Source organism: Guggenheimella bovis, from assembly GCF_054492335.1.
Map to the genome: position 1 here is coordinate 882198 of NZ_JBQWTF010000001.1, position 21150 is coordinate 903347.

The 21150-nt window shown below is 44.0% G+C and carries 24 protein-coding genes; 15 read left to right on the forward strand and 9 right to left on the reverse strand.

Annotation, left to right across the window (positions count from 1 at the left end):
• Positions 1-74: 74 nt before the first annotated feature.
• The gene (locus ACUB3H_RS04310; RefSeq protein ID WP_459129429.1) at positions 75-764 is read right to left on the reverse strand and encodes a glycerophosphodiester phosphodiesterase; all 690 of its coding nucleotides are present in this window, start codon (positions 762-764) and stop codon (positions 75-77) included.
• A gap of 80 nt (positions 765-844) precedes the next feature.
• Here ACUB3H_RS04310 and ACUB3H_RS04315 point away from each other — a divergent pair, with 80 nt between their 5' ends.
• On the forward strand, positions 845-1486 hold the full coding sequence (locus tag ACUB3H_RS04315; RefSeq protein ID WP_459129430.1) for a CBS domain-containing protein: 642 nt from the start codon (positions 845-847) through the stop codon (positions 1484-1486).
• A gap of 27 nt (positions 1487-1513) precedes the next feature.
• Here the strand turns inward: ACUB3H_RS04315 and ACUB3H_RS04320 are convergent, their stop codons facing one another.
• The gene (locus tag ACUB3H_RS04320) at positions 1514-2446 is read right to left on the reverse strand and encodes a 3-hydroxyacyl-CoA dehydrogenase family protein (protein ID WP_459129431.1); all 933 of its coding nucleotides are present in this window, start codon (positions 2444-2446) and stop codon (positions 1514-1516) included.
• A gap of 157 nt (positions 2447-2603) precedes the next feature.
• Here ACUB3H_RS04320 and ACUB3H_RS04325 point away from each other — a divergent pair, with 157 nt between their 5' ends.
• Genes ACUB3H_RS04325 through ACUB3H_RS04345 form a run of 5 tightly spaced genes read left to right on the forward strand, consistent with a single transcriptional unit; the run spans position 2604 to position 6440 of the window.
• A complete protein-coding gene (locus tag ACUB3H_RS04325) occupies positions 2604-3560 on the forward strand; it encodes an RnfABCDGE type electron transport complex subunit D (RefSeq protein ID WP_459129432.1) in 957 nt (318 codons plus the stop codon).
• Entirely contained in the window at positions 3544-4143 is a 600-nt protein-coding gene (locus tag ACUB3H_RS04330) for an FMN-binding protein (RefSeq protein WP_459129433.1), read from the forward strand. Before ACUB3H_RS04325 ends, ACUB3H_RS04330 begins: the two co-directional genes overlap by 17 nt.
• Positions 4133-4738, forward strand: a complete 606-nt coding sequence (locus ACUB3H_RS04335; protein WP_459129434.1) for an NADH:ubiquinone reductase (Na(+)-transporting) subunit D — start codon at positions 4133-4135, stop codon at positions 4736-4738. The genes ACUB3H_RS04330 and ACUB3H_RS04335 overlap by 11 nt, the downstream gene beginning before the upstream one ends.
• Positions 4735-5319 carry an NADH:ubiquinone reductase (Na(+)-transporting) subunit E gene (locus ACUB3H_RS04340; RefSeq protein ID WP_459129435.1) on the forward strand — a complete coding sequence of 195 codons (585 nt, stop codon included), beginning with the start codon at positions 4735-4737 and terminating at the stop codon, positions 5317-5319. Before ACUB3H_RS04335 ends, ACUB3H_RS04340 begins: the two co-directional genes overlap by 4 nt.
• 8 nt (positions 5320-5327) lie before the next feature.
• Positions 5328-6440 (forward strand): NADH:ubiquinone reductase (Na(+)-transporting) subunit F, encoded by a 1113-nt coding sequence (locus ACUB3H_RS04345; RefSeq protein ID WP_459129436.1) that lies wholly within the window; start codon positions 5328-5330, stop codon positions 6438-6440.
• Between the two features lie 20 nt (positions 6441-6460).
• On the opposite strand, the gene ACUB3H_RS04350 is transcribed toward ACUB3H_RS04345, so the two are convergent.
• A complete protein-coding gene (locus ACUB3H_RS04350) occupies positions 6461-7654 on the reverse strand; it encodes a coenzyme F420-0:L-glutamate ligase (protein ID WP_459129437.1) in 1194 nt (397 codons plus the stop codon).
• A 98-nt stretch (positions 7655-7752) separates the two neighbouring features.
• On the opposite strand from ACUB3H_RS04350, the gene ACUB3H_RS04355 reads away from it, so the two are divergent.
• From ACUB3H_RS04355 to cobA, 5 genes are read left to right on the forward strand one after another with little or no spacing between them, the layout of a single operon-like run.
• Complete coding sequence (locus tag ACUB3H_RS04355; RefSeq protein ID WP_459129438.1) at positions 7753-8622, forward strand: LysR family transcriptional regulator; 870 nt, start codon at positions 7753-7755, stop codon at positions 8620-8622.
• 53 nt (positions 8623-8675) lie between these two features.
• On the forward strand, positions 8676-9251 hold the full coding sequence (locus tag ACUB3H_RS04360) for a biotin transporter BioY (RefSeq protein ID WP_459129439.1): 576 nt from the start codon (positions 8676-8678) through the stop codon (positions 9249-9251).
• A gap of 8 nt (positions 9252-9259) precedes the next feature.
• Positions 9260-9835, forward strand: a complete 576-nt coding sequence (locus ACUB3H_RS04365) for a precorrin-2 dehydrogenase/sirohydrochlorin ferrochelatase family protein (RefSeq protein WP_459129440.1) — start codon at positions 9260-9262, stop codon at positions 9833-9835.
• Positions 9832-10665, forward strand: a complete 834-nt coding sequence (hemC, locus tag ACUB3H_RS04370; protein WP_459129441.1) for a hydroxymethylbilane synthase — start codon at positions 9832-9834, stop codon at positions 10663-10665. The genes ACUB3H_RS04365 and hemC overlap by 4 nt, the downstream gene beginning before the upstream one ends.
• A complete protein-coding gene (cobA, locus tag ACUB3H_RS04375; protein WP_459129442.1) occupies positions 10635-12065 on the forward strand; it encodes a uroporphyrinogen-III C-methyltransferase in 1431 nt (476 codons plus the stop codon). Before hemC ends, cobA begins: the two co-directional genes overlap by 31 nt.
• 18 nt (positions 12066-12083) lie before the next feature.
• Here the strand turns inward: cobA and cuyB are convergent, their stop codons facing one another.
• The 4 genes from cuyB to murI are packed head-to-tail and all read right to left on the reverse strand — an operon-like array spanning position 12084 to position 15343.
• A complete protein-coding gene (cuyB, locus tag ACUB3H_RS04380; RefSeq protein WP_459129443.1) occupies positions 12084-12773 on the reverse strand; it encodes a cysteate racemase in 690 nt (229 codons plus the stop codon).
• Positions 12766-13962, reverse strand: a complete 1197-nt coding sequence (locus ACUB3H_RS04385; protein ID WP_459129444.1) for a carboxylate--amine ligase — start codon at positions 13960-13962, stop codon at positions 12766-12768. The genes cuyB and ACUB3H_RS04385 overlap by 8 nt, the downstream gene beginning before the upstream one ends.
• Positions 13959-14630 carry a bis(5'-nucleosyl)-tetraphosphatase gene (locus tag ACUB3H_RS04390; RefSeq protein WP_459129445.1) on the reverse strand — a complete coding sequence of 224 codons (672 nt, stop codon included), beginning with the start codon at positions 14628-14630 and terminating at the stop codon, positions 13959-13961. The genes ACUB3H_RS04385 and ACUB3H_RS04390 overlap by 4 nt, the downstream gene beginning before the upstream one ends.
• A complete protein-coding gene (murI, locus tag ACUB3H_RS04395; RefSeq protein WP_459129446.1) occupies positions 14576-15343 on the reverse strand; it encodes a glutamate racemase in 768 nt (255 codons plus the stop codon). The genes ACUB3H_RS04390 and murI overlap by 55 nt, the downstream gene beginning before the upstream one ends.
• Before the next feature lie 80 nt (positions 15344-15423).
• On the opposite strand from murI, the gene megL reads away from it, so the two are divergent.
• The 3 genes from megL to ACUB3H_RS04410 are packed head-to-tail and all read left to right on the forward strand — an operon-like array spanning position 15424 to position 18218.
• Positions 15424-16614 (forward strand): methionine gamma-lyase, encoded by a 1191-nt coding sequence (megL, locus tag ACUB3H_RS04400; RefSeq protein ID WP_459129447.1) that lies wholly within the window; start codon positions 15424-15426, stop codon positions 16612-16614.
• 3 nt (positions 16615-16617) lie between these two features.
• Positions 16618-17958, forward strand: coding sequence for an MATE family efflux transporter (locus ACUB3H_RS04405; protein WP_459129448.1), 1341 nt, complete (start codon positions 16618-16620; stop codon positions 17956-17958).
• A gap of 53 nt (positions 17959-18011) precedes the next feature.
• Positions 18012-18218, forward strand: coding sequence for a DNA-directed RNA polymerase subunit omega (locus ACUB3H_RS04410; protein WP_459129449.1), 207 nt, complete (start codon positions 18012-18014; stop codon positions 18216-18218).
• Between the two features lie 11 nt (positions 18219-18229).
• Here ACUB3H_RS04410 and ACUB3H_RS04415 read toward each other — a convergent pair whose 3' ends face one another.
• Positions 18230-18871: a LytR/AlgR family response regulator transcription factor gene (locus ACUB3H_RS04415; protein WP_459129450.1), complete on the reverse strand. Its 642-nt coding sequence runs from the start codon at positions 18869-18871 to the stop codon at positions 18230-18232.
• Positions 18872-19161: 290 nt separating this feature from the next.
• Between ACUB3H_RS04415 and ACUB3H_RS04420 the strand changes: the two genes are divergently transcribed.
• Positions 19162-19950, forward strand: coding sequence for an IclR family transcriptional regulator (locus tag ACUB3H_RS04420; RefSeq protein WP_459129451.1), 789 nt, complete (start codon positions 19162-19164; stop codon positions 19948-19950).
• A 38-nt stretch (positions 19951-19988) separates the two neighbouring features.
• Here the strand turns inward: ACUB3H_RS04420 and ACUB3H_RS04425 are convergent, their stop codons facing one another.
• The gene (locus tag ACUB3H_RS04425) at positions 19989-21149 is read right to left on the reverse strand and encodes a pyridoxal phosphate-dependent aminotransferase (RefSeq protein WP_459129452.1); all 1161 of its coding nucleotides are present in this window, start codon (positions 21147-21149) and stop codon (positions 19989-19991) included.
• Between the last annotated feature and the right edge of the window lies 1 nt (position 21150).

Here is a 21150-nt window from a genome sequence, read left to right on the forward strand (position 1 = left end):
GAAGCTCTCTATAGCGCTCATTGAAGTTACTATTCTTCTCACTGCACGTATCAATTTTCTAAAGTTTAGCACGCTTAACGAATGCAATCAAGAGCTTTTTCGTTAAGGATCTCACTGTTATCGGTGACGACATAGAGCGTATCTCTTCCTTCATATTGGGAGAGTGTCTTAAGATCGTTGATGCCCCAGATGAGAGAGTCTACCTTCGAAGCGCTGAAAAAGGCTTCGTCTTCTCGGTTAAAGAATTCTTCTGAGAAGGAATAGAAGCTCGCCTTTGTCATCTTTAAGTACTCTAAGGGATCTTGAATTCTACCGTAGACGATGAGTCCCGTGTGAAAACCAGGATATTCGTCGTTCCACTTACGAATAAGTTTGTGGTCAAAGCTTTCTAAGCGGAAGCACTTCGGGTCGTACCCTTTAAGCGTTTCATGGAGTAGATCGAGATCTACTTCACCTTTCACTTCGATGACGAGTTCCTTTTTTCCATCAATCGTCTCTAAAACTTCTTTAAGTGATGGAATGGAACCCTCCGATCCCTTTAGCTTAAAACCTTTCAGTTCACTTAACGTGTAGTCCTTAAGTCTACCGGTACCCTCTACCGTTCGACCTAAGATAAAGTCGTGGTGCACGACGATTTCGCGATCCTTCGTCTCGTGGATATCGATCTCGATACCATGAGCTTTTGTGGTGAGTGCATAGCGAATGGCATCTAGGCTATTTTCTGTATGTTGGTAGCTAAAACCTCTGTGTGCAACAAATTTCATGGAAACCTTCCTTTCTTTGTGAAAGCTTTTTCTTTGTTTGTGGTATATATGAGTCAAAGAGACCATAGGAGGACTAATATATGTTCGTACGTGCCATAATGACCCCAAAAAGCGACCTTACAACGGTAACGAGTGATGCTACACTCGGTGATGCGCTAAAAATCATCAATGAAAAGGGCTTCCTTTCCCTTCCCGTAGTCGATGGAACCGACTTCGTTGGATACATTACGAAGCAATATATCTACGAGAAGTTCGTAGAGCTCGGTTGCCAATCTTACGAAGAATTCTTAAAAACACCGATCAAGGGTGCTACTGAGATGAGTATCGACCCGATCGATGAAGGAACTTATGTAGAAAACGCAGCTGAGATCTTCTTTAATAATAAAGCTCGCTTTATTCCTGTCATCGATAAACAAAATCGCTTCCAAGGCATTGTTACCCAAAGAAGCATCTTTGAGTTAGTCATTCGTGCACTTGGATTAAAGGATGCAAAAATTACGATCCTTTCCGATAACTTCGTTGGAACGCTTGCAAGAATATCCGACATCATTCAAAGCCACGGTGCGAATATCACAAATATTACGCAGTTCCAAGTAGGCTTTATGAATACACAGGAGATCGCTATTCGCGTCAAGGGTGAAAACATTGAAGAACTCGTAGAAAAGCTAAAGAACAAGGGAATTCGTGTCAGAGACTACGAACCATCAAAGCTAGTTAAATAAGGAAGATCCCTCCTAGGAGGGATCTTTTCACTTATAGAGAACCTTTGATACCTTGGTAAACATCTGATCGCGGTAACGGATGAGCTCTTTATCGAGGTCATTGGAGTAATCGTAGAAGCCCTTTTGATTTTTAACGCCTAGTGCATTTTCTTCAAAGCGCTCCTTGAGTTTTCCAAATACTTCCTTTTGATCGGCTAGATCCTTAAAGAGATAACTTGAGATGTGATAGAAGATATCTAAGCCACCGAGGTCTGCAACCTGAAAGGGTCCGAGACTTGCATAGCGAAGACCGAGTCCGTACTTCATGACAGCGTCCACGTCTTCCATCGATGCGATGTCTCGCTCGACGATGTTTAAGCACTCTCTCATGATGGCAAATTGAATTCGATTTAATACAAAGCCTGGAGCATCGTTTACGATGACGGGCTTTTTTCCTAATTCTAAGGAAAGCGTTCGAACAGCTTCGGCGTACTCACTCGCGGTCTCTTTTCCCTTAATAATCTCGATTAGAGGAATGAGGTGCGGAGGATTGATCCAGTGCATGCCTAAGAAGCGCTCTGGGTGCTTTACGGCCTTTTGAATCTCCGTGATACTGAGACCTGAAGTGTTCGAGCAGAGGATGACATCACTTTCTACGAGCTCTGAAATCTCCCGGTAGAACTTGTGCTTGATTTCAAGGTTTTCTAGAATCGCTTCTACTACAAGATCTGCTTCTTTAAAAACGGCAGGGTCTGTAGCGTATTGGATGTTAGCGAGTAGATTTTTTGATTCTTCTGCCGTTAACGTCTCTTCCTTGATCTCCGTCTCCTGGTGAAGGCGAATGAGTTCTTTTCCTTTTTCTAGCGCTTCTAAAAAGATATCGTAGATGATGACTCGATAGGAATGCTTCGCAAATGTCTCTGCGATCGATGCGCCCATCGTACCTGCGCCGGCTACTATGACTGTTTTTATTTCTCTCATGAGTGCTCCTTTTTTCTTATTTTTTTGTGTGTACCCAACTTGTTAACTTAGTTATCACAATGAAGTAGGGCTTATGACTTTATTTTCATGATAAAAAGGCGTATACTAAAAATGATATATTTGGCTTTTGCCTAAATTCTAGTGTAAAGGTGGGCCTATGGTAAAGCATTTTGGAATCCCGTTTTTAAAACAAGCCAACATGAGAACAGTGCTCTTAGCACTCACTCCCCTTCTCCTCTTTGGTATATACCTCTTTGGACTTCGAGTCCTCGTGCTTTTTCTCGTAAATATGCTCGTAGCTGTACTTATTGAATACGCCTTTTTTAAAGGGAAAAAGCCCGTCTCTGAAGCAGCCATCGTCACAGCACTCCTCTATACCTTGACGCTTCCTGCGTCGGTTCCACTGTGGATTTCTGTCACAGGAATCGCCTTTGGCATGTTCTTTGGAAAGATGGTCTATGGGGGCTTTGGAAGAAATGTCTACAACCCCGCTCTCGTTGGGCGTGCGTTCGTCTACATTTCCTTCTCAACCTTCCTTACAGCTTCTTGGAGCGAACACTTAAAAGCTTTCCCCGCTGGTTTCGGGCGCTACCTATCCGATTCGATCGAAGTCGTAAGCACGGCGACGCCGATGCTTTCCATGCAAAGCGAGGGAAAAGCGAGTCAATTACTCGATCTCTTTTTAGGCTTTGTCAATGGTTCGATCGGTGAAACGAGTAAGCTCTTGATCCTTCTTGCACTCGTCTTTCTCTTCTTTAAGAAGGTCATCTTTAAAGAGAACGTCATCGGCATGTTCCTAGGTTTTAGTATCACGACTCTCGCTCTTAGAGCCCTAGGACTTCCCGTAAACTCTCTCGATTTTGGACTCTTAAGTGGAGGTTTCCTCTTTGGAATGACCTTCATGATGACAGATCCCATTAGCTCTGCAAAGACTCCTTGGGGACGCTACCTATCGAGTGGAATTGCAGGTATTGTAACAGTCATTATCCGTAGCTTTGCGATCTTTCCAGGCGGTGTGATGTTTGCGATCTTAATCGCCAACACCTTTGCTCCGATCCTAGATGAGCTCGTTCGCTTTATGGAGTCGAGGAGGAAGCATGAAAAAGAAGCATAGTACGCTCTACACCGCACTCTTTATGCTTCTCGTCACCGTCATTACGGTAGGAAGCTTAGCGGCTCTTACGATCCTTACGAAGGATGCTGTAACGGCGAACGAAACGAAAGAAGTGAAGCTTGCGATTCTAAAGGCCGCTGGCATGGATCCCACCGAAAAAGAGAGCGAAGAGAAGTTTGATTCCCTAGCAAAGCTTGTAAAGAATTCTCCCAGACCTCTTTATAAGGTACAGACTGATAAGGGAGAGGTTCTCGTCTTCGAGTACACGGGAAATGCACTTTGGGGAAGTGTCACAGGTTACCTCGGTATTGATCCTTCTCTTAAAACGCTTAAAGGCCTTGCGATTACAAAAAATGCAGAGACACCGGGACTCGGTGGACGCATCACAGAGCGTTGGTTTCAAAAGCAATTTGAAGGCATCGAGGTCAAGGAAGGTGCGTTTATTACTTACCGACCTAACCCAGGTGGAAATGTCGATGCCATTACAGGTGCGACACTCACTTCAAACTCCATTAAGGACATCATTCTAAAAGAAGTTCCAGCCTTTATTAGTGAATATAAAGGAGGTCAATATGAAAAGTAAAACAAAGCTCGTCATCATGTCGGGAATCTTTAAAGAAAATCCCGTTTTAAGACAAGTTTTAGGAATCTGCTCTTCCTTAGCTGTCACAAACCTCATGATGAACTCTCTCATCATGGGACTAGCTTTGACCTTTGTAACGGCCCTTTCCTCCTTTATCATCTCACTCATTCGAGATCTCATTCCGAAGCACATTCGAATGCTCGTTCAGACGCTCATCATCGCATGGCTTGTTATTATCGTGGACATCCTCTTAAAAGCCTACTATCCAGCCATGAGTAAAGCACTCGGACCGTACGTCGGACTCATCATCACAAACTGCATCATCATGGGACGTGCAGAGGCCTTTGCAGCCAACAATCCGCCCTTCCTATCGATGTTAGATGGAGCTTCAAACGGCTTAGGTTATACGCTCGTGCTCCTTTCCATCAGCTTCTTTAGAGAGATCTTAGGCTTTGGAAGCATCTTTGGCATTCAGATTTTTGGAGAAGGTTTTGTGCGCTGGACGATCATGGTCATGCCACCAGCAGCCTTCTTCTTCTTAGGCGTCTTCATTTGGATTACGAACAACATGAAGCTGAAAGCAGGTGAAAAATGACTATTAGCCCAATCGTGATCTTTTTTGCCTCGATCTTTACGAACAACATGATCCTTTCAAACTTCTTAGGCATGTGTTCTTTTATCGCAGTCAGTAATCAGATTAAAACGAGCTTAAATCTCGGTATCGCAGTAACTTTCGTCTTAGCCTTTACGACCCCCTTAAACTGGTTTGCCTATAGACTACTCGTGCACTTCTCCCTAGAGAACTACGCACTCATCGTCTTTATCCTCGTGATCGCAGCGACCGTTCAGATTCTAGAGATGATCATCGATCGCTACCTTCCGACGCTCTACTATGCACTCGGTATCTTTTTACCGCTCATTACAGTAAACTGTGCGATTTTAGGTGTTGCGCTCTTCATGCAAATTCGCGGCTACAACCTCACCCAATCCTTCTTCTTCGGTCTAGGTAGTGGTCTCGGCTGGACGCTTGCCATCACAGCCATGGCTGGTATCCGTAAGCGCATTGAAAAAGCACCCGTTCCAGAAGGACTTAAAGGTGCAGGCATTACCATTATTACGACAGGGCTCATGGCCATGGCATTCATCGGCCTATCGGGCATCGTAAACATTCAGTAGGAGTGATTATGTCAGAAAATATTCAGACCTTTCTCATAAGCGTCGGTGTGATTTCTGCGATCGCAACCTTCTTAGCACTCCTTCTTTCGATCGCACAAAATACCATCGGTAACTACGGTGAAAAAGAAATCACCATCAATAAAGATAAAGTTGTAAAAGTCGACGGCGGTGATACGCTGCTTTCAGGACTCATTGAAAACGACGTCTTCCTCCCTTCCGCCTGCGGTGGTAAAGGAAGCTGTGGCTACTGTAAGTGTAAAGTCGTAAAGGGCGGTGGTCAGATTCTTCCGACAGAGACGGGATTTATCTCTGAAGAAGAGCAAAAGGAAGGCTATCGTCTGGCGTGTCAATGTAAGATTAAAGAGGACGTAGAGATCTCCGTTCCAGAAGAGATCTTAAGCTTAAAGCAGTACCATGCGACCGTCACAGACATCTACGATGCAACAGAGATCATTAAGCACATCACCTTTACCTTCAAAGAAGGGGAAGAGGTTCACTTTAAAGCCGGTCAGTACATGCAGCTACTCGCTCCTGAGTACGAGGGAAACGATGAAGAAGTGTACCGCGCTTACTCCATCTCATCGCCTCCGAGCTTTAAAAATGGAGTGACACTCATCATCGGTTACATTCCAAACGGCATCGCTACGACCTACGTCCATCACTTCCTAAAAGTAGGAGATGAAGCGACATTGATCGGTCCCTTTGGAGACTTCTTCTATCAAGAGGATTCCACTCGAGAGATGCTTCTCATCGGTACGGGAACGGGACTCGCTCCACTTTTAAGTATCTTAAGGCACATGAGAGATATCGGAAGCACTCGAAAGGCGACGCTCTATACGAATGCTAGAACACCTGAAGACCTGTACATAAAAGAAGAACTCGATGAACTCAAGAAGAGCCTTCCAGGATTTGATTATGTGCTCGCTCTAAAACCTGTTCCAGAGGGCTACGAATGGAATGGACCGACAGGCTATGCAACGAATGCCATTAAAGAAAAAGAGAACCTCGAGGAAGCAGAAGCTTACCTGTGTGGTTCTCCTAGAATGCTAGATGGAATTGTAACGATGCTCAAGGAACTCGGTGTTCCAGAAGAGCGCATCTACTTCGACAAATTTGAATGACAGACTTGGTCTGTCATTTTTTATTTCGTAAAGTTATCGAAATAGCCTTGAATGTAGATGATCGGTGTTCCCTTATCACCACTTCCACTCGTAAGGTCACAGAGACTTCCTAAGAGGTCTGTGAGTTGTCTCGGTGTCGTTCCTTGCGTGAGCATTTGACCTACGAGGTGGTCGTCTTTCTTTTGGATGGCGTCTTTAATGGCTTCTTTTAGCGCATCGCCTTTGAGGTCTTTAAATTCATTATCGGCCATGTATTTGAGCTTAATCTCATTCGGTGTGCCTTCGAGGCCCTCCGTATACCCAGGGGATACGACCGGGTCTGCAAGCTCCCAGATCTTTCCAACGGGATCCTTAAAGGCTCCATCACCGTAGACCATGACTTCAATGAGCTTTCCTGTGCGTCTCTTCATCTCGTCTTGAATCTTTAATACGAGTTCCTTAGAGTTTCTCGGAAAGAGCTTAATGACTTCTTCTGTCGACTTATTTGAGCCTAGAAGACCGTACTCTTTGTTGTAACCTGATCCATTCACAGGCTCGTTCATAATTTCTGCAAGTGTCTTTACGGTTGTAGCACCATTTTGAAGGAGTCTTCTCTTCGTGCGTTCACGCGTATGAATGTCACAGTTTAGGACGTATTTCGTGTGCTTTAGGATGGTTAGAGGATCGTTTGAGAAGATGACTTCCACATCTTTTCCTTCTCCTGTAACGATCTCTTTGTAGTATTCAATGTAATCGATTCCTGTAAAGGTGTGCTTTTTGTAGCCAAAGTGCTTGCGGAAGGTCGCTTCATCGAGTTCATCTTTCCATGGGTTTACATTGGCTGCATCGAGCTCATCGTAACTCACTAAGTGATTTCCCACTTCATCCGAAGGATAGCTAAGCATGAGTGTCACTTTCTTTACCTTACTACGAGCGATGGCTCTTAAGATAATGGCAAAGCGGTTACGACTTAAAATCGGAAAGATAACGCCTAGATTTTGGCCGTCATAGCTTTTCGATAGATCCGATGCGACCTCGTCAATGTGGACGTAGTTTCCTTGGGTTCTAGCGACGACACTTTCCGTAATAGCAAGGACGTCCTTTTCACCAATTTCTACATGTTCTTCTTTATAAAACGTCTCGAGTAGATCGCAGACTTCTTTTGCTAGGTCATCGCCTGCTTTAAAGATGGGAGCTCTCAGTCCTCGAACGACCGTACCAACGATTCTTTCCATTTTTTACCTACCTTTCACACTAGTATCATAACGCATTCTGTGGTATAAGAAAAATAAGATATTTACTTATAAGACATAATGAAAGCTTATGGTTCATCATGAAACTATCGATTTACCAAGTATTTTTAAAAGCTTGCGAGAAGAAAAACTTCTCCCAGGCTGCACAGGAGCTCTTTCTCACACAACCTGCAGTGAGTCAGATGATGAGCTCCTTAGAAGAAGAACTTCAGACGACGCTCTTTGTTCGACTCCCTCGCGGTGTACAGCTTACAGAAGAAGGACAAGCTTACTACCTAAAGGTCAAAGAAGCGATGAAGCTTCTTTCCGATGCAGAGGAACTCCTCTCTGACCGAAAGGCCCTTCGGTCGGGTGTCCTTCGATTGGCCGTAAGCGACATGGTCTCGCGCTATCTATTACCCGAAACGCTGAAGCTTTTCTCAAGAAAATATCCAGCACTTAAGGTTCGTATCCTTAGTGGCACGACAAAAGAGCTCGAAGAGCACCTAAGGGCCGGCGATGTAGACCTCGTCATCGGGTTTATTCCAGACGACGAGAGAGAACTCATCTTTCATGAACTCCTTCGCGTTCACGATGGCTTTGTCGCAAGCGAAGAGCTTCTTCACTCCCTCCCCGAAAAGCCCACCATTCAAGATCTTAAAAAACATCGCATCATGATGCTCGATAGAAGAAGTGAATCGAGAAAGCGAACGGATGCGACGCTATTAGCAAATGGGATCGAACTAAAGCCCGATATCGAACTTGCAAGTCACGACCTCTTAATCGAATTTGCTCGCCACAGTTTAGGCATTGCACTTCTAACGCTCGAATTTTCTGAAGATCTAAAGGAAATTAAACTTCCTCTAAGTCTTCCATCGCGTCCTATCGGCTACTATTACAGGAAGTCGAGCCCTCTCACGAAAGCTTCAGAAGCCTTTATCGATCTCTTAACAAAGAGGGGTAGCGAATAATCATACTAGGTGGTACAATGAGAATTGTTCAAAATTTATGAAAGGAGATTTCTATGAACACTCGTACTCTTTCAGCAAGAGACCTAGTGTTATGTGGCCTCTTTGCCGCTCTCATAGCGATCGGAGCATTTATTAAGATCATGCTTCCCTTGGGAGCCTTTGAAGTCACCTTCTCGCTACAATTCTTCTTTGCGCTACTTGCGGGATTACTACTAGGATCTCGAAAAGGGTTCGTGAGTGTGCTCACTTACTTAATCATCGGACTTCTTGGCATACCAGTGTTTGCACATGGCGGCGGACTCGGATATCTACTAAAACCCACCTTTGGGTTCCTCATCGGCTTTGCAGGAGCAGCGTGGATGAGTGGCTTACTTCATGAAAAGATGAAGAAGTCGACTTTCCCCTCCCTTCTCTTTGCAACCTTCGTTGGGGAAATGGTCTACTACTTCTGTGGACTCGTCTATTATTTTATCGTCTTTAACTTCGTGCTCACGCACGGAAAGACGATCGGCGTGGCAGAGCTCTTTAGCGTCTGGTTCTTAAGTACAGTCATTCCAGACTTCGTGCTCTGTATTCTCGCAAGTCTCGTTGCTGTAAGGATCCTTCCGATCATTAATAAGGAAAAGTAGGTGAATTCATGGTCTTTCCCTTTTATGTACATATAGACAACTTGCATTTTCTCATCTTAGGTGGGGGCAAGACTGCGCAAAAAAAACTACAGACACTTCGATCCTTTACGGAGAACATCGTGCTCATCGCTTCCGAAACGGAACTCGATGAGCCGTTTGTTATCCATAGGTCTTTTGAACCAAAGGACTTGGAGGGAGTCGACATTGTTGTCTGTGCAACAGGAAAAAAGGAAACCGATCGAAAGATCGCTTCTCTATGTAAAGAACGGGGAATCCCCGTCGATGTGACGAGTGATCCTGACTTTGGAACATTTATTATCCCAAGTATCATTCATAGAGGAGACCTCCTTGTAAGTATCTCTACCAATGGTTCTTCTCCTCTCTATGCAAAGCTTTTAAGAGAGCGCATAGAAGAAGTCCTTCCAGAACACGTGGAAGAAGACCTTTCCATCTTAAAGGCCTTTCGTGAAAAGGTAAAAGCAGCGGTCACGTCAGAAGTCCAACGAAGAAGTATCTTTGAGAAGTCCCTAAAAAGACGATTAGAGGGGGCATCGCTTGAAGAACTCATTGAGGAATTCCTATGAAAAAGATCATCATCGCCACGCGAGGTTCCAAGCTCGCATTAAAACAAGCGCATATTGTACAGGACATCCTCGGTGTAGAAAGCGAGCTCTTGATCGTTCACACCAAAGGTGACAAGGATCAGACGAGTTCTCTCAGGCACATTGGAGGAAATGGGCTCTTTGTTCGAGAGATTGAAGAAGCACTCTTAAGTGGAAAGGCTGACATCGCCGTCCATTCGGCAAAAGACCTACCTTATGCCCTCCATTCGACGCTTACGATCGGTGCAGTCGCTCCAGCTTGGGACGCACGAGATGTACTCATTTCTAAAGTAGAGATGCCTCGCTCCATTGCTACCGATTCGCCGAGAAGAAGAGCTTCATTAAAGAAGCTCTTTCCTGAGGTCGCTTTTGAGTCTTTAAGAGGAAATATTGAAACGAGACTTCAAAAGCTAAGAGATGGTGACTTTGAAGGAATCGTATTAGCCAAAGCTGGTCTCGACCGCCTCGATATCGATCTACGTGAATTCTTTGTTCGAGTGCTCGATGTCGAAGAATGTATTCCTGCACCGAATCAGGGAATCATCGCCATCGAAGCGAGAAAAAATGATCGAGAGGTTCTAGAACTTTTGAAGGAGAAAAATGACCTTCAAACCTGGAACCGCTTTGAGATTGAACGAAAAGTCTTTGAAAGGCTCGAAGCCGACTGCTCGATGGCAGTAGGCGTTCATGCTGAGATCGAAGGACCCTTACTAACCCTCCACGCACTCTTAGGAGATCGAGAAGAACGAATGGAAGGGACATTTGAAGAAAGGATAGCCTTATGCGAGAAGCTTCTAGAAGCACTTCTTTAAAACCTGTGACGCTCGTCGGAGCTGGAAGCGAAGTAGGGTTACTCACGCTCAAAGGTCTCGAAGCCATTAAGCGTGCAGAGGTACTCATCTATGATAACCTCATCGATCCCTTACTACTAGAACTCGTAAGTGAAACGTGTGAATGCATCGACGTCGGTAAGAGGTCTGGACATCACAGTAAGACACAAGATGAGATCAATGCGATTCTCGTCGAAAAGGCCAAGGAGAATCGACTCGTCGTTCGACTAAAAGGTGGCGATAGCTTCGTCTACGGAAGAGGTGGCGAAGAGTGCTTGGCCCTTGAAGAAGAAGGTATTCCCTACCGTCTCATTCCAGGGGTGAGCTCTAGCATCAGTGTCCCTGAAAGCTTTGGGATACCTGTGACCCACCGTTCGATGGCACAGTCTTTTACGGTCGTAACAGGAACGAGTGCCACCGATGAAAGCGAGAATTATGAAGCGCTTGCAAAGCTTAAGGGCACGCTCGTCTTTCTCATGGGAATTAAAAAGATACGCGAGATTTCAGAAAAACTCATGCACTTTGGAAAGGATCCAAAGACGCCTGTCGCTATTCTCTGTGAGGGCTTTCGAAAGGGCGCTTCAAGAATCGACGGGACGCTCGAAACCATCAGTGACCTAGCGATCGAAAAGGGTGCGACGACGCCTGGAATTATCGTCGTTGGAGAAGTTTCTAAGATGCATCTTAAAACTCCAAGACCTCGAGTCGTCATTACAGGAACGAAGAGCTTTATGAAGGAGCTCGCTGAAACACTTGAAGACCATTATGACATTCTGAAGCATGAATCGCTTCAGTTAGTTCCTATAAAAGACAGCGTTCCAGAGGATCTATCAGCTTATGACTGGGTTGTCTTTACAAGTTCCGTTGGAGTCAACCTCTTCTTTAAAGAGCTACGACAAAGAGAAGTGGATCTAAGATCCCTCTCTCGCCTTCGTTTTTCTTGTATCGGTTCTGGGACTGAAAGAACCCTTCGCTCCTTTGGCATCCATTCCGATCTCACCGCGAATACCTACTCTGCGATAGGACTAAGAGAAGTGCTTGTAGAAGCAGTCGACTCAAAGGAGCGCGTTCTCTTTCTTCGCTCGGAAGCAGGAAGTAAAGAACTTACAAGGGATCTTCCCTTCGAGTTCGACGATTTAAAAATCTACGAAAGTAAACCTCAGAGTGAAGAGCTTCATGCTTCTTACGACGCCATCGTCTTTGGAAGTGCACTCGGAGCTAGAGGATTTTTCGAAAAGAATACAGTACCTGAAGGAGTCGTTACCATCTCCATCGGAGAGATCACAGCGAAAGAAGTTTCAAAGTACGTAAAAGAGAATCACTATGTTGCATCAAAGCACTCGAGAGAGGGCATTTTGGAAGAATTAAAAAGGACGGTTTAGAATGAAACCGTCCTTTTGTTATTCACAGCGTACAACTGCTTCTGCTAATACATCTAGGCTATCGACGATATCGATTCCTAGGACCTTGCCCTTCATGACAAAGCCGATCTCCGTACAACCTGCTACGATCACTTCTGCCCCACGTTCGATGAGGCCAGCGGCGACGTATTCAAATTGGTCGACGGGCTTTCCTGTCGTAAAACCTTGCTTGACGCCTTCTGGTCCGTAGATACCATCCATCACAATGCGCTGTTTATCGGGTTCTGGATAGAGAACCTCAGCTTCTAAGAATTTTTCAAAGAGACCTGCTTGTCTCGAACCGTCCGTACACATGACACCAACCTTTTTGATCGTAGGATAGTGCTCCTTGAGGTAGCGGTTCAGCTCCTTATAAGCATGAATAAAGGTTAGGGGTGTGCGCTTTTCTACTTCCTCTAAGAAATAGTGACTCGTCATACAAGGAATGACGCCGACTCTGGCACCAGCCTCATAGAGTCTGTTGGCCATTTCAGCGATAGTATCGACTGGCGATGTCTCGTGAAATAAGATGGCGCGTGTTCTGTCAGGAACTTGAGGATTGGAGTCTAAGAGAATGTGAAAGTGATCTTGTTCCGTTTCGATAGGTGTCTTCTTTGTGATCTTTAAGAAGAGCTGTGCTCCAGCTTCTGGACCCATGCCACCTAAAATGCCGACGATCGTCCTACGCATGGCTACCTCCTAGCTTACGAAAGACCTTTTTAAAGGCTCTTCGAAGTAAGTGTAATGCATAACTAAAGCCAGGCATTGGGTCGTCCTTATCCCATACAGCGGGAACGATCTTTCGCTTGAGGCTCTCCTTCACCTCTTCCTCGGTTAAGTCGCCTGCTTTAATGTATTCTTTAATCGCTAAGCGGTCTTCAAACCAGTAGCGGAAAGTGAGCTCCGTTTCTTCCGTGATGTTTTTCGGTTCCACGGGATCACCGATCATGTCGCGGTAGAGGATGTAGGGCATGTTGAGTCCGGCTTTTTCGACGAGGCAATTTAGAGAAGTCGTTCGGACGTTGACTTCAATTAAGTAGAAGGCGTTTCTCGTCTCATCGTACTTGAATTCGATTTCGGCATAGCCTTTAAAGCCGACTTTTTCAAAGAACTTGATACCGATCGGAGGAAGTTCTTCAATATACGTCTGTCTCGTAAAGACGCTCGCTCCAAAGTGAATGGGATACTGTCTGAGCTTCTGACACGTGAGCCAGTGAGTGACTTTTCCTTCGTTATTTACATAGGCATCGAACGTCACCATGTGATCGTCAAAGCCTGGAATAATGCGCTGAATGATAACTTCAAGACCCTTGTCGTTCGCTTCTTTTACGCGAGCCTTGAGTTCCTCTAAGTTTTCAACCTGGAAGAGTTTCTTTCTAAAGGTCTTTACGAAGAGCGGGGAATCGGTTGGCTTTACAAGACAAGGAAAACCGATTTCTTCCTCTACGCGCTCGAGATAATCGCCCGTCGTGTGAAGGGTTTCGGGAATTAAAACCTCTGCAAATTCGGCACACTTTTTAAGCTCGTCCTTATTCATAAGAGCCGGCACGAGTCCTATTTCATTTTTCGGAAAGAGATAATAAGGGTCGAGCTTATCTCGATTGGCTTCAATGACCTCTACATAGGGATCGGCTCCTGGAAAGAGAACGGGTGGTTCCTCTTGCTCTTTTGCAAAGTCTATTAGTGCCTGTACGAATGCCTCGGTCTCCTCGCGGTAATGCGGAACAATTCTCGTTTCTTTTACGTAGCGGCTGTTCCAACCGTAGTTATCTCTACTTTTGTAGTCCATGTTTACGACATGGACACCCATTTTTCCTAAGCATCTCGTGATGCTTAGACCAATATAGTAATTGTTTCCCAAGACGACAGCCTTGTTCATTCTCTGTTCTCCTTTAAAAAATCGATGACCTTTTGAAGAAGGACTCGGTCTTCTTCAAAAGTAATAGTCTGAAGTGCCTCGTTAAACGAAAACCAGCGAATCTCTTCAATCTCTTCTGGCTGAGCTTTGAGTGACTTTGAAGTCGGTCTCGCCAAGTAATAAGAGACGGTCTTTTTCGTTCTGGGATCGATCATGTAGTGCGTTTCTTCTTTAAATCCAGCGATAAAGCGGACACTTAAGTTCGTCTCCTCTTTAATCTCTCGCTCTGCCGTTTCCATGTCGCTCTCGTCGTTTTCAGGGTGTCCCTTAGGAAACGACCAATGACCTTGAAGGTGCTTTAATAGAAGTACTTCCTCTTCATCTACAACGACAGCTCCTACCGAACGATCATAGAAGAAGGCGCTTTCTAAGAGCCCATCGATGTCTTCCGCCTTTAACCTACGGTAGAGGCGTTTTTCAAGTTTTACAATGGTTTCGATGTACTCTTTTCTTTTGAGTCCAAAACGCTTTGCAAGTTCCTTTACGGTTCTTGGGATCTCTCCCTTTAAAAGAAAATGGCAGTAGAGCATCTCGCGCTCCTTGGGGTCAGAAAACGATTCATCGATAATGAGTGTTATCTGTTCCCAGTCGAGCTCGTATTCATTTGTCGGTACGTTTCCATTAACCATTTTGATCGCTCCACCATTTCTTCACTTAAGGTATTTTCAATGAGTAGTTCTCCACTACCTAATTCTTGTGGTTCCAGTAAGGACTTTAGCCTCTCTATCGTACCATGATTTCCATCAAAGAAAGTAATCGGATGCTTGAAGTGCTTTTGAATGGCTTCTTTTAAGTATAAAAAGTGCGTGCAACCTAGGACGACGCTCTTCGTGTCGTCGAGTCCCTCTAAGATCTCATCGAGATAGAGGTCGAGTTCCTTGGAATCTAAGGAACCGCTCTCTACAAAGCGAACGAGTCTTGGAGCACTTACGCTGTAGACCTTTTCACCATGAACGACGCGGTCTTTTAGGCGCATAAATTTATCATTTTTTATCGTATAATCGGTAGCTAGAACGAGGATCGGACTTTCTCCTTTTAATACAGCTGGCTTTAGTGCCGGCTCCATTCCTACGATGGGAATAGAATACTCTCGTCTCAGTTCTTCTACGCACGCACTCGTCGCTGTATTACAAGCGATGAGGATAGCCTTAGCGCCCCTTCCTACGAGGTCTTCTGTGATCGCTCGACAGCGCTCTGTAATCTCTTCTTTGCTCTTTTCTCCGTAAGGAGCGTGCTTACTATCACCGATAAAGATATAGTTTTCTTGGGGAAGTTCTCGTTTGAGGTCTGATAGGACCGTGATTCCACCCAAGCCAGAATCAAAAACACCAATAAATTGCATAGTACTATTATAACAAAAACGAGATGATTTTTTTTATTCATTCGACTAAAATAGAACGAGTAACATTGAAAGGAGTTTCCATGAATAACGAAAGCGAATTGAAGTTCAATTCCAAAGCTATCCATGCTGGAAGCAGAAAAAATGAATTTGGAGCCTTTGCTACTCCGATCTATCAGACCTCTACCTTTGTCTTTGATACAGCAGAGCAAGGGGGAAGACGTTTTGCTCTAGAGGAAGAAGGCTACATCTACACACGTCTTGGAAATCCAACGACGACCGTAATCGAAGAAAAGATCGCAGCACTTGAAGGAGCAGAAAGTGCAGTCGCTCTTTCTTCAGGTATTGGTGCGATTACGAGTGCACTTTGGGCACTTCTAAAAGCAGGCGATCACGTCATCGCTCAGACGACGCTCTACGGCTGTACGTTTGCCTTTTTAGAGCACGGTCTTTCACGCTTTGGTGTAGAGGTTACGTTTGTCGATACGAGAGACCCTGAAAACGTAAGAAAAGCAATGCGAGAAAATACGCGTGTCGTCTACCTCGAGACACCTGCAAACCCCAACATGTTCCTAACGGATATTGAAGCCGTTTGTAAGATTGCACACGAAAACGAAAACTGCAAGGTCGTCGTAGACAATACATACATGACACCTTACTTACAGCGTCCGTTAGAATTAGGTGCTGATGTCGTCGTTCACTCTGCAACGAAGTACTTAAATGGTCACGGAGACGTCATCGCAGGCTTTGTCGTTTCAAGCCAAGAGATCATTAACGAAGTACGTTTCGTAGGTCTTAAGGATATGACAGGTGCTGTTCAAAGCCCCTTCGATTCCTTCCTCATTAACCGCGGAATGAAGACACTCCCTCTTCGCATGGAAAGACACTGCGAAAATGCACAAAAAGTAGCAGAGTACCTAGAGACACATCCAGCCATTGACCACGTCATCTACCCAGGTCTAAAGAGCTTCCCCCAATATGAGCTTGCGAAAAAGCAAATGCGTTTACCGGGAGCGATGCTCGTCTTTGAATTAAAGGGTGGAAAAGAAGCTGGAATTAAGCTTATGAATAACGTCAAGCTCTGCACGCTCGCAGTCAGTCTCGGCGACTGTGAAACGCTCATCCAACACCCCTCAAGCATGACACACTCTCCTTACAGTGAAGAAGAGCAAGCTCGTGCTTTCATTACACCAGGTATGGTCCGTCTGTCTGTAGGTCTTGAAGATGTAGAAGATATCATCGCTGACCTCAAACAGGCTCTCGATACACTTTAATCGATGAATAGAAAAACAAACCTCACTGAAGGATCGATTCAACAGAAGCTATTTAAACTAGCACTTCCCATCATGGGAAGTGCTTTCATTGCTATGGCTTATAACCTCTACGATATGTATACGGTAGGTCATATCAGTGCCGATTCCGTGGCAGCCGTAGGTACGGGTGGTTTCTACCTGATGCTGAGCTTTGCTATCGGCATGCTCACACGAACGGGTGGAGAGGTCTTAACGAGTCAGAGCATAGGAGCAGGTGATGAAGAGAAAGCGAGAGCTTTTAGTCAAAGTGCTATCCGCTTAGCGATATTCCTTTCTAGTATCTATGCGTTCTTTGTGTTTCTCTTTAGAGATCCGCTCATCGGTTTCTTTCAGATTTCAGACCTTTCGGTCGTCTTAAAGACACATGAATACCTATCGGTCGTTATCTGGAGTGTCCCTCTTACGATTACATTAAATGCCTTAACAGGTATCTTTAATGCCGGAGGAAACTCGCGCGCTCCCTTCTATGCTTCAATCCTCGGTCTCATTACAAAGATCGTTCTTAACTTCTTTCTAGTAAACAGACTGGGCTTTGGCATTCGTGGAGCAGCACTTGCGACTGTAAGTGCTCAGTTTATAAGCGTACTAACGCTTTTAATCGTAAAGGCGAGATCCTCAGGATACTTAAAGTTTATTCGCTTTCAGCGCCTAGGAACAGAACCTTATAAAAAGGTCCTTTCTTTAGGTGCACCTGCAGCCCTACAAAGTCTTACCTTTACACTCATCGCCATGTACATCGGAAGACTCGTATCGAGCTTTGGAAAGGAAGCCATCAGTGTTCAGCGTTTAGGAGCGCAGATTGAATCGGTCAGCTGGATGACTTCAAATGGCTTTGGAGCAGCACTCAGCGCTTTTGTCGGACAAAACTACGGAGCCAAGAAGTACGACCGTGCAATCGATGGATTTAAGGTAGGAACGGTGATCGTCGCTCTAATCGGCCTTTGTGCTTCACTTCTTTTAATCCTACTTCCTCGAGAGCTCTTCAGTATCTTCATCCGTGAAGATCACGTCATCGAGATGGGTGTCGTATACCTTACGATCCTCGGCATCAGCCAGTTCTTTCAGGCCCTTGAGATCTCGACAAATGGAGCTTTTAACGGCGTAGGACTTACGAAGTTTCCCTCGATCATAGGAATTAGCCTACAGCTACTTCGCATCCCTTCTGCCCTCTTTCTTAAGGAGACAGTCTTAGGCTTAAGTGGCATCTGGTGGTCCATCAGTGGCTCTACCGTCTTAAAGGGAACGATTGGACTCCTCTGCTTCTATCTCTTTGTCATACGTAACTTAAAGAAGGAGTTAAACTAGGCTTTCCCTTGTTATTTCAAGGATAGTGCGTTATAATGAGCCTGAGGTATAATATGAATCATTTTACAATCGATGAATTAATGGATAAGACGGGAAATAAGTACGTTCTCTCTGAGGTCATCGCTCAAGAGGCTCGTCACTTAAAAAAAGAAAAGGATCTTACGATCGGTTATCAGGCGATCAATGCAGCGATTGAAAGCCTCATGAACAATGAATTTTCTTATCACGAAGGTAAAAAAGCGACCTCTACGGAAGAGTAGAGGTCGTTTTTTTATCCATGAAAAAATTGCTCCAGTGCTTTATGTCCACTCCGACTAACGGGGAGTGCTGTTCCTAATATTTTCACCTGCTCTTTGTTCCATGCTTGAATTGCCCTTCCATTTACTAGAAAGGATTGATGAATCCGAATAAAACGGCTTTGAAGCTTCTTTTCGAGGTCCTTCATCGTAGAGTAAAACTGATGACACTCTCGAAAGGTCGTGACCTTCACACGACGTCCCTCTTTCTCTAAGTAGAGAATGTCGGAAATGTCTACCTCGACCGAGTGCCTTCCGAGCTTCAATTCGATCAAGTGATCTTTGGAGTCGATGTTACTTTCAAGAAATCTAAGTTTTTCTGCATCAAAGGGAATATGCACGAGGTCAAGCGGTGCATAGCAAAGAAAATGTCGAAGAAAGGATTTGTCTTTCTCGATTAAAATAACGTTCCTATGAAGGGTTTTGTACTTCTTAAGAAGCTTTTTGAAAAGAGGTAAGAGATCTTCAAGTACAGGAAAGAAGAGTAGATCTGGATGCGTGTCTTTTAGTTCTTTCGTGAGTGTCGTTTCGTCCGTTACGAGTATCAGGTGATTACAAAGAAGCGATGACAGAGGCTGAAAGAATTCACCTTTGGGATCATACAAAATAAGCTGCATGGTTCCTCCAAAAGCGTATTGAAATTTTTCACCATAAATATATCACCTGTTCCAAAGCGAAACAATCGACTACTTTCTAACGATTATGTTCTTAAATTCCTGTTACAGAGCTTTTCCTAAGACTCACAGAATAGTTACATGCTGGTTTCTTGCAAATCTTCGCCATTTCTATTTCTATCGATATATGAATGCGTATCAGAACCTGTGTGAAACTTAAATCTGATAATGATAAAGATCATTGGCGTGAAAAAAATGTTATAATATCAATAACAAGAATTAAACGAGGAAGCATGAAAACAGATAGTGAAATCAAAAAATACAATACCAATGCCACTGAAAAAACTCTTTCAGTCATAGATTTTTTATTTTGTTCTGAGGCCACTTTTACCGATATTCAAAACGCGCTACATATCCCTAAAGCAACGCTTCATAGAATTCTACTCTCTTTAGAAAACCATGATTTTATCTCTAAGAACAGCTTGACTGAAAAGTATTCGTTAGGGAATAAGTTTATTTATTACGGTGAAACGACTAAATCTCAACGAAATTTAACTACTATTTCTGAAGAGTATGTAAAAAAACTGGCTGAAGTAACAGGCGAAAGTGCCTGTTTAAGTGTTTACTACCATGGCGTTTCTATTAGCTTAGTATCTGCAGAAGGCGACTCAACAGCGTTGACATCAAAACTGATTCCTTTTTCACCACTAAATTGCTCAGCAAGCGGAAAAATATTTCTTTCACTGCTTGATGAAAAAACAATGGAAAACTATTTTGAGACGAATACATGCATTCCAAGAACAGTTAACACCATCACGACGTTACAAGACTTTCTTCCTGAAAAAGAGAAGATCTTAGAGCAGAAGATTTCATTTGATGATGAGGAGTATGAGTATGGGTTGTTTTGTGTGTCGGTTCCTCTGGAATCGTACGATCAAACCATCTTAGCATCCGTTGGAATCACTGGGCCAAAAGCTCGAATTATGATGAAAGGCCTAGACTCCATGGTTAATGAAGTCAAATCCTGCTCTGATAAAATCAGTGCTATACTAAAAAAAATGCGATACCAATTCGAATTCTAAATTTAAAAGCCAAACCTAAAAAGGTTTGGCTTTACATCTTATTGGAACAAATCCATTCTGGAAATTCTGTCTAAAGCTTCTTTCAGAACGTCAATATTTTGAGTGCAAGCAAGCCTTAAGTAGCCTTCTCCGCATTCTCCAAATGCATTTCCAGGTAGTGTCAATACGTGCGCTTCCTTTAGTATACGATTGGAAACCTCCGCGGAACTTAACCCAGTTTGTTTGATATTTACAAAAATATAGAAGGTCCCTTCAGGCTCTAATACACTCATGTTAGGAATTCCCGCGATTCGCTTTGCTACATAACGAACCCTCTTTTCATATTCCTCTTTGTAGTATGGCTGAATGGCATCTCGGTTTCTTAACGCAAATAAGGCGGCTCTCTGAGAAATTGAAGGAGCTGTGAAAACAACATTTTCATTGATCTCTTGAATCACTTCAATTAAAAATTCGGGAGCAATGATATTACCTACTCTCCAACCGGTCATCGTAAAATCCTTGGAGAAACTATTAATAATGATTGTCCGTTCTTTCATACCTTCTATCTCGATAAAACTATGAAAGGGTTTATTAAAAGAATATAGCCCGTAAATCTCATCAGCAATCAGTAATAAATCATGCTTTTTAACGATCTCCGCAATCTCGAACATCGTGTCTTCACTCAAAGTACAGCCAGTGGGATTATTGGGGCTATTAACAATAAGTGCTTTCGTGTTTTCAGTGATGAGGGCTTCCAAACGATTAGGATCAATCTCAAAACGATCTTTTTCAAATGTATCCAAAATAATTGGTGTTCCACCTGTTAAACGTACCTGACCGGGATAGGGCGTAAAATAAGGAGCATGCATGATGATCTCATCATAGGGATTAGTAATAGCTTCTAACGCCAAATACATGCCTAGACATGCACTAGCTGTTACCATAACATCCTGATCTTCAATTTGAACGCCAAAACGCTCTTTATAGAATTTACAGATTTCCGCACGCAACTCAGGATCACCCCTAAAGTCCGTATATTTTGTATGCCCTCTCTTTGCATCCTCAAAAGCAGCTTCAATGATACGCTCATCAGTGATAAGATCTGGATCGCCCAGACTTAGATCGATGACATCATGAAACATTTTCGCCATGACATCTGAATTACTCATGGCGTTTTGAGCACTTTTCCAGTACTTAGATGCAATAAATCGATGCTTCATA

Bases quoted from the DNA above. Each gene is read 5' to 3' on its own strand.
- ACUB3H_RS04310 (WP_459129429.1), bottom strand. From the start codon at position 764: ATGAAATTTGTTGCACACAGAGGTTTTAGCTACCAACATACAGAAAAT.
- ACUB3H_RS04315 (WP_459129430.1), top strand. From the start codon at position 845: ATGTTCGTACGTGCCATAATGACCCCAAAAAGCGACCTTACAACGGTA.
- ACUB3H_RS04320 (WP_459129431.1), bottom strand. From the start codon at position 2,446: ATGAGAGAAATAAAAACAGTCATAGTAGCCGGCGCAGGTACGATGGGC.
- ACUB3H_RS04325 (WP_459129432.1), top strand. From the start codon at position 2,604: ATGGTAAAGCATTTTGGAATCCCGTTTTTAAAACAAGCCAACATGAGA.
- ACUB3H_RS04330 (WP_459129433.1), top strand. From the start codon at position 3,544: ATGAAAAAGAAGCATAGTACGCTCTACACCGCACTCTTTATGCTTCTC.
- ACUB3H_RS04335 (WP_459129434.1), top strand. From the start codon at position 4,133: ATGAAAAGTAAAACAAAGCTCGTCATCATGTCGGGAATCTTTAAAGAA.
- ACUB3H_RS04340 (WP_459129435.1), top strand. From the start codon at position 4,735: ATGACTATTAGCCCAATCGTGATCTTTTTTGCCTCGATCTTTACGAAC.
- ACUB3H_RS04345 (WP_459129436.1), top strand. From the start codon at position 5,328: ATGTCAGAAAATATTCAGACCTTTCTCATAAGCGTCGGTGTGATTTCT.
- ACUB3H_RS04350 (WP_459129437.1), bottom strand. From the start codon at position 7,654: ATGGAAAGAATCGTTGGTACGGTCGTTCGAGGACTGAGAGCTCCCATC.
- ACUB3H_RS04355 (WP_459129438.1), top strand. From the start codon at position 7,753: ATGAAACTATCGATTTACCAAGTATTTTTAAAAGCTTGCGAGAAGAAA.
- ACUB3H_RS04360 (WP_459129439.1), top strand. From the start codon at position 8,676: ATGAACACTCGTACTCTTTCAGCAAGAGACCTAGTGTTATGTGGCCTC.
- ACUB3H_RS04365 (WP_459129440.1), top strand. From the start codon at position 9,260: ATGGTCTTTCCCTTTTATGTACATATAGACAACTTGCATTTTCTCATC.
- hemC (WP_459129441.1), top strand. From the start codon at position 9,832: ATGAAAAAGATCATCATCGCCACGCGAGGTTCCAAGCTCGCATTAAAA.
- cobA (WP_459129442.1), top strand. From the start codon at position 10,635: ATGCGAGAAGCTTCTAGAAGCACTTCTTTAAAACCTGTGACGCTCGTC.
- cuyB (WP_459129443.1), bottom strand. From the start codon at position 12,773: ATGCGTAGGACGATCGTCGGCATTTTAGGTGGCATGGGTCCAGAAGCT.
- ACUB3H_RS04385 (WP_459129444.1), bottom strand. From the start codon at position 13,962: ATGAACAAGGCTGTCGTCTTGGGAAACAATTACTATATTGGTCTAAGC.
- ACUB3H_RS04390 (WP_459129445.1), bottom strand. From the start codon at position 14,630: ATGGTTAATGGAAACGTACCGACAAATGAATACGAGCTCGACTGGGAA.
- murI (WP_459129446.1), bottom strand. From the start codon at position 15,343: ATGCAATTTATTGGTGTTTTTGATTCTGGCTTGGGTGGAATCACGGTC.
- megL (WP_459129447.1), top strand. From the start codon at position 15,424: ATGAATAACGAAAGCGAATTGAAGTTCAATTCCAAAGCTATCCATGCT.
- ACUB3H_RS04405 (WP_459129448.1), top strand. From the start codon at position 16,618: ATGAATAGAAAAACAAACCTCACTGAAGGATCGATTCAACAGAAGCTA.
- ACUB3H_RS04410 (WP_459129449.1), top strand. From the start codon at position 18,012: ATGAATCATTTTACAATCGATGAATTAATGGATAAGACGGGAAATAAG.
- ACUB3H_RS04415 (WP_459129450.1), bottom strand. From the start codon at position 18,871: ATGCAGCTTATTTTGTATGATCCCAAAGGTGAATTCTTTCAGCCTCTG.
- ACUB3H_RS04420 (WP_459129451.1), top strand. From the start codon at position 19,162: ATGAAAACAGATAGTGAAATCAAAAAATACAATACCAATGCCACTGAA.
- ACUB3H_RS04425 (WP_459129452.1), bottom strand. From the start codon at position 21,149: ATGAAGCATCGATTTATTGCATCTAAGTACTGGAAAAGTGCTCAAAAC.